Origin of the sequence: Phenylobacterium sp., from assembly GCF_020253645.1 — a bacterium.
GTDB lineage: Bacteria > Pseudomonadota > Alphaproteobacteria > Caulobacterales > Caulobacteraceae > Phenylobacterium.
Map to the genome: position 1 here is coordinate 1 of NZ_JADCBG010000171.1, position 5,704 is coordinate 5,704.

Sequence of the window (5,704 nt, forward strand, 5' to 3'; positions counted from 1 at the left end):
CCCGAGCCGGAAGACACCTCCGGAATCGCCTTTCCCAATGTGGATCCGGTGATCCCGGCCCCCAGGCCTGCGCCCCGGAAGGGCCCGCCGGCAAGCCTGGTCTGGGCCGGGCTGGCCGCTGTTCTGGCGCTTCTGGCCGTGGGCGCCGCCCTGTTCCGGACCCAGATCGTAGAGCTCTGGCCCAAGACCGCCGCCCTCTACGCCGCCGCAGGCATGCCGGTGAATGGCGTGGGACTGGCGATCGAGCAGGTGCGCCTCACCCCCGCCGTCCGCAATGGACAGGCGGTCCTCGGGGTTTCTGGCCGAATCCGGAATGAGCGTGATCGACCGACGCCAGCGGCGCCGCTCCAGATCACACTGGTCGATTCCAGCGGCGCGCCGCTCAGCCGGCTGGTCTCGCGCCCGGTGGGCGTTTTGCCGCCCCTCGAAAGCCGCTACTTCTCCGTGATCGTTGAGAATCCCCCGCCGGGGGTGGCCAGCGTCGCCTTGGCCTTTGTCTCCCGCGCGCCCGAAGCCACCACCGCCCCGGAGGCCAAGGGGACGGCGGCGGCCCAGCCCCAGGGTGCGCCCCCCACTACGGAGGCGGCTGTCACAGGCTCCGGCCCGGTTCCCGCCGCCAAGGGTCATGACTGAAACGAAGCCGCCAGAGTGTCTGCTTTCCGAGGCCGACATTGCGGCTGCGGTGGATGATCTCGCCTCACGCCTCGCGCCTCGTCTCTCCCCGGACGCCGTCGCCGTCTGCCTCCTGACGGGCGGACTCTGGTTCGCCGCCGACATGACCCGCGCTCTGGCGAGGCACGGTCGCCCGCTGTCCTTCGACGCCATCTGGCTGACGACCTATGGGGACCGGAGGCGCCACTCGGGGCTCGCAACGGTCCTGGCTGGCCTGCAGCGCCCCGTCTCCGGCCGCCAGGTGCTGATCCTGGACGATGTCCTCGACTCCGGCCTGTCTCTGGAGACGGCGCGCCGGCTCGTCCTTGCCGCCGGGGCGAGGGAGGCGTTGACCGCGGTCTTCGCCCTCAAGCCCGCGCCGCTCGCGGATCGCCGCCCGCCCGACGCCTTCGCCTGGGAGGCGCCGGACCGCTTCCTGGTCGGCTATGGCATGGACGCCTCCGGCGCCTTCCGGACCCTGCCCTGGATCGGCGCCTTGCCGGACGGCTAGTCCAGCCAGGGCGGCCGGGCCTCGCGGGCCAGCATCTCTTCGTAGGTCGGGCGGGGCCGGACTATCGCCCAGTCGCGGCCCCGCACCAGAACCTCCGGCGCCATCAGCCGGCTGTTGTACTCGCTCGACATGGACGCGCCATAAGCCCCGGCGCTCATGAAGGCCACCAGGTCGCCGGACTCCAGAGGCGGCAGCTCCCGGTCCCGGGTGAAGGTGTCTCCCGTCTCGCAGACCGGGCCTACCACGTCGGCGATGACGGAGGGTCCCTGTCTGGGCCGGACAGGCCGGATGTCGTGATAGGCGTCGTACATGGCGGGCCGGATCAGGTCGTTCATCGCCGCGTCCAGCACCACGAAACGTCGGCCCTCCGGCCGCTCGTGGATGTGCAGCACCTGCGCCAGGAGGACACCGGCATTCGCGGCGATGACCCGGCCGGGTTCGAAAGCCAGGCCGACCCCCAGTCCATCCGTCACCCGCGCGACCATGGCGGCGTAGTCCGCGGGCGAGGGAGGGTCGGGCTGGTTGAAGTAGGGCACGCCCAGGCCACCGCCGAGGTCGAGCATCAGGACCGGCAGGCCCCGGGCCCGAAGCCTCTCGACCAGCTCTCGCATCCGCCTGAACGCCGCCTCCAGGGGCGCCAGCGAGCTGATCTGGCTGCCGATGTGGCAGGTCAGGCCGACAGGCTGGAGCCAGGGGTCCGCTGCAGCCTCGGCGTAGAGCCGTTCGGCCTCGGAGAAGGAGACGCCGAACTTGTTGCCGGCGCCTCCGGTGGTGATCTTGGCGTGACCGCCGGCGGCGACGTCGGGATTCACGCGCACGGCGAGCCGCGCGGGGCGGCCCAGGGACAGGGCCACGCGCGCGATCAGACGCAGCTCGGGTTCGGACTCGACGTTGATCTCGGAAATGCCGGTTTCCAGGGCGAACCGGATCTCTTCCTCCCGCTTCCCCGCGCCGGAGAAAACGATCCTCCCGGGGGGAATCCCGGCCGCCAGGGCCCGCCGGATCTCGCCTTCCGAGACCGTGTCGGCGCCCGCGCCCATCCGGGCGAGGGTGGCCAGCACGGCGAGGTTGGGGTTGGCCTTGACCGCGTAGGCGATCAGGGGCGGGCCACCATCCTCGCCCTTCAGGCCGGCCTCGACGAAGGCCGACCTCAGGACCTGGAAGTGACGCTCGAGGGTCGCGGAAGAGTAGACATAGACCGGGGTCCCCACCGACCCGGCGATCCGCGAAAGGGGCGTGTCTTCACAGAAGAGCTCGCCGTCGCGGAGTTCGAAATGGTTCATGGCTCGGAGGGATCCTGGCCCCGGGCCGGCGGCGCGGCCAGCGGGGGAAGGGGCTCGGAACTCCTGTCCCGCGGATCGGCGGTCCGAAGGGTGCGGCCTGGTTCCGAGCCGGCGTCAATGTCGCGGACCTCGCCCGGCCGGGCCTGCGGGCGCTCGAGCTGGCCGGCCTTGCCGCAACCGGCAAGGATGGGCAGGCTCAGGAACAGGGCGGCCAGGAGCCGGCTTCCGGTGCTCATGCGAGTTTCTCCCGCCAAAGGGCGGCCTGGCGCCGGACCTGTTCGGGCGCCGTTCCGCCAAAGCTCGTCCGGCTGGCGGCCGAGGCCGCCGGGGTGAGCACCTCGAAGACGGCCGGGGTGATCCCCTGGCAAAGGGCCTGGAACTCGGCGAGCGGCAGGTCCGGCAGGTCGACGCCCAGGGCCTCCGCCCGCTTCACCGCCGCCCCGGTCACATGGTGGGCGTCGCGGAAGGGCATGTCGAGGGTCCGGACCAGCCAGTCCGCCAGGTCCGTCGCCGTGGAGAAGCCTGCGCCCGCCGCCGCCGCCATCCGCTTGGCCGAGGGTTCGAGGTCGAGGATCATGCCGGTCATGGCGGCGAGGGAGAGTTCCAGCGCGTCAAAGGCCTCGAAGGTCGGGACCTTGTCCTCCTGCATGTCCTTCGAATAGGCGAGCGGCAGGCCCTTCATGACCAGGGTCAGCTGGGTGAAGGACCCCATCAGCCGGCCGACCTTGGCGCGGACCAGCTCGGCGGCGTCCGGATTGCGCTTCTGCGGCATGATGGACGAGCCCGTGGAGAAGGCGTCGGACAGCCGGACGAAGCCGAACTGCGGGGTCGTCCAGATCACCAGCTCCTCGGCGAGCCGCGACAGGTGGACGCCGCACAGGGTCGCCGCCGCCAGGGCCTCGAGGGCGAAGTCGCGGTCGGACACGCTGTCCAGGGAATTGGCCGTCGGCCGGTCGAAGCCGAGGGCCCGGGCCGTGGCCTCCCGGTCGATGGGGAAGGGCGATCCGGCCAGGGCGGCGGCGCCCAGGGGGCACTCGTTCATCCGGCTGCGGGCGTCGGCGAAGCGGCCTGCGTCGCGGCCGAACATCTCCACATACGCCATCAGGTGATGCCCGAAGGTCACGGGCTGGGCGGGCTGAAGATGTGTGAAGCCCGGCATCAGGGTCCCGGCGTGCTGCTCGGCCCGGTCCAGCAGGGCGGCCTGGAGGCGCTTCAGCTGGGCGACCGTCCGGTCGCAGGCGTCCCGCACCCACAGGCGGAAATCCACGGCCACCTGGTCGTTGCGGCTGCGCGCCGTGTGCAGGCGTCCCGCTGCCGGCCCGATCAGCTCGCGCAGCCTGGCCTCCACATTCATGTGGATGTCCTCGAACTCTTCCCGGAAGGGGAAGGTTCCGTCCCGGATCTCCGCGGCGATGGTTTCCAGCCCCGATTGGATGGCCGCCTCGTCCTCACTTGTAATCACGCCCTGCATGCGCAACATCGCCGCGTGGGCGCGGGAGCCGGCCAGATCCTGGTCGGCAAGCCGCCTGTCGAACCCGATGGAGACGTTGATCGCCTGCATCAGGTCGGCCGGACGGGTCGCGAACCGGCCGCCCCACATGGCCTGTCCTCCCTCGGAGGCGGCGTTCGGATCTTCTGCGGAGTCTGCGGTCATCATGAGCCAGGATAAGGAAGCCGGATCTCCCAGGATCAGCCTGCTGAGGCTTGCTCTCTGGGGCGCCGCCCTGGTCGGCGCCGCCGGGGTTCTCTACATCATCGCCCAATCTTCCATAACCCCCCGGGCGAAAGGGGGGCTTGACGACCTGACGCGGGGCGAGATGTCCCGCCTGATCCTCCCTGCGGAGGCCATGCCGGCCCCGGTCAACAGCTTTCAGGACGCCGCGGGCGATCCTGTGCGGATCGGCGACTTCCGCGGCAAGGTGGTGGTGGTGAATCTCTGGGCCACCTGGTGCGCCCCCTGCATCATTGAAATGCCGACCCTGGCCCGCCTTGCCGAGGCCCGGAAGGATCGCGACGTCGTCGTGCTCGCGGTCTCCATCGATCGTGAGAAGGATGGAGAGAAGGCCCGGGCCTTCATCGCCAAGAATGCTCCGCTCGAATTCTACTGGGACCCCAAGGCGAGCCTCCCCTTCGCCCTGAAGCCGCCCACGGCGGCCATGCCGACCACCTTGATCTACGGTCGCGACGGCGTAGAGCGTGCGCGGATGCTGGGCGAGGCGGACTGGGGCGGCCGGGACGCCCTGGCCGTGATCGACCGTCTCCTCGAAGAGGAATAACAGGGTCCGGCCGCCGGACGGCCGAGGGAGGAATCGCCGATGACTTCGCAGGAAGACCGCACGCCGGTGCTGATCGGGGTGGGACAGGCCGCTGAGCGCCCGACCGACGCCGACTACCGGGCCCTCTCCCCCGCCGACCTCGCCGGAGAGGCGGCCCGCGCCGCCCTGGCCGACGCCGGCGCCTCCGGCGACCTCGCCGCCGCCCTGGACGTCATCGCCGCCATCCGCCAGTTCGAGATCTCCTCGCCGGGCGCCAAGGCGCCCTTCGGCGCCTCCAACAACTTCCCCCGCTCCGTGGCCAGGCGCATCGGCGCGGACCCGGCCCGGGCCATCCTCGAGATCACCGGCGGCCAGGGTCCCCAGCGCCTGGTGGGCGAGTTCTGCGAGGCTATCTCCCGCGGCGAGGCCAGGGCGGTCCTGCTCGTGGGCTCCGAGGCCATGTCCACCGTCCTGACCCTGAACGCGAAGGGCGAGACCCCCGACTGGTCCGAGACCGTCGAGGGCTCCCTGGAGGACCGCGGCTACGGCCTTGAGGGCATGTTCACGCCCTCGATCCTCAAGCACCGGATCACCGGCGCCATTCCCGCCTACGCCCTGTTCGAGAACGCCCGGCGCGCCCGCCTGGGCCTCGACCGGCCCGCCTACGCCCGCAAGATGGGTGAGCTCTTCGCCCCCTTCACCCGGGTGGCCGCCGCCAATCCCTTCTCCGCCTCGCCGGTCGAGAAGACCGCCGAGGAGCTGGTCGCCGTCACCGAGAAGAACCGGATCGTCGCCGATCCCTTCACCCGCATGCTGGTGGCGCGGGACCAGGTGAACCAGGCCGCCGCCGTCATCCTGACCTCGGTGGGCCGGGCCCGGGCCCTGGGCGTGCCCGAGGACCGCTTCGTCTATCTGCACGGCCAGGGCGACGCCAATGAACTGACCATCATGGAGCGGCCCGACCTGTCGGCCAGCCCCTCCGCCATCGCCGCCGGCCGCAAGGC

6 protein-coding genes and 1 pseudogene are annotated in these 5,704 nt (G+C 71.2%); 4 read left to right on the forward strand and 3 right to left on the reverse strand.

Features of this window, described 5'->3' with window-relative positions:
* Together INE98_RS11330 and INE98_RS11335 are read left to right on the forward strand one after the other, a co-directional pair.
* The coding region (locus tag INE98_RS11330; RefSeq protein ID WP_293539040.1) for a DUF3426 domain-containing protein at positions 1-633 on the forward strand (633 nt) is incomplete at its 5' end.
* Complete coding sequence (locus INE98_RS11335; RefSeq protein ID WP_293539041.1) at positions 626-1,162, forward strand: phosphoribosyltransferase; 537 nt, start codon at positions 626-628, stop codon at positions 1,160-1,162. The genes INE98_RS11330 and INE98_RS11335, both read left to right, overlap by 8 nt.
* Here the strand turns inward: INE98_RS11335 and lysA are convergent.
* From lysA to argH, 3 genes are read right to left on the reverse strand one after another with little or no spacing between them, the layout of a single operon-like run.
* A complete protein-coding gene (gene lysA, locus INE98_RS11340) occupies positions 1,159-2,445 on the reverse strand; it encodes a diaminopimelate decarboxylase (protein ID WP_293539042.1) in 1,287 nt (428 codons plus the stop codon). The two genes, INE98_RS11335 and lysA, sit on opposite strands and share 4 nt — an antisense overlap.
* Positions 2,442-2,681, reverse strand: a complete 240-nt coding sequence (locus INE98_RS11345; protein ID WP_293539043.1) for a hypothetical protein — start codon at positions 2,679-2,681, stop codon at positions 2,442-2,444. Before INE98_RS11345 ends, lysA begins: the two co-directional genes overlap by 4 nt.
* On the reverse strand, positions 2,678-4,099 hold the full coding sequence (gene argH, locus INE98_RS11350; RefSeq protein WP_293539045.1) for an argininosuccinate lyase: 1,422 nt from the start codon (positions 4,097-4,099) through the stop codon (positions 2,678-2,680). The genes INE98_RS11345 and argH overlap by 4 nt, the downstream gene beginning before the upstream one ends.
* 1 nt (position 4,100) lies before the next feature.
* Between argH and INE98_RS11355 the strand changes: the two genes are divergently transcribed.
* Positions 4,101-4,721 carry a TlpA disulfide reductase family protein gene (locus tag INE98_RS11355; protein ID WP_293539044.1) on the forward strand — a complete coding sequence of 207 codons (621 nt, stop codon included), beginning with the start codon at positions 4,101-4,103 and terminating at the stop codon, positions 4,719-4,721.
* A 39-nt stretch (positions 4,722-4,760) separates the two neighbouring features.
* Positions 4,761-5,704 (forward strand): annotated as a pseudogene (locus INE98_RS11360) (acetyl-CoA acetyltransferase); the annotation flags it as partial.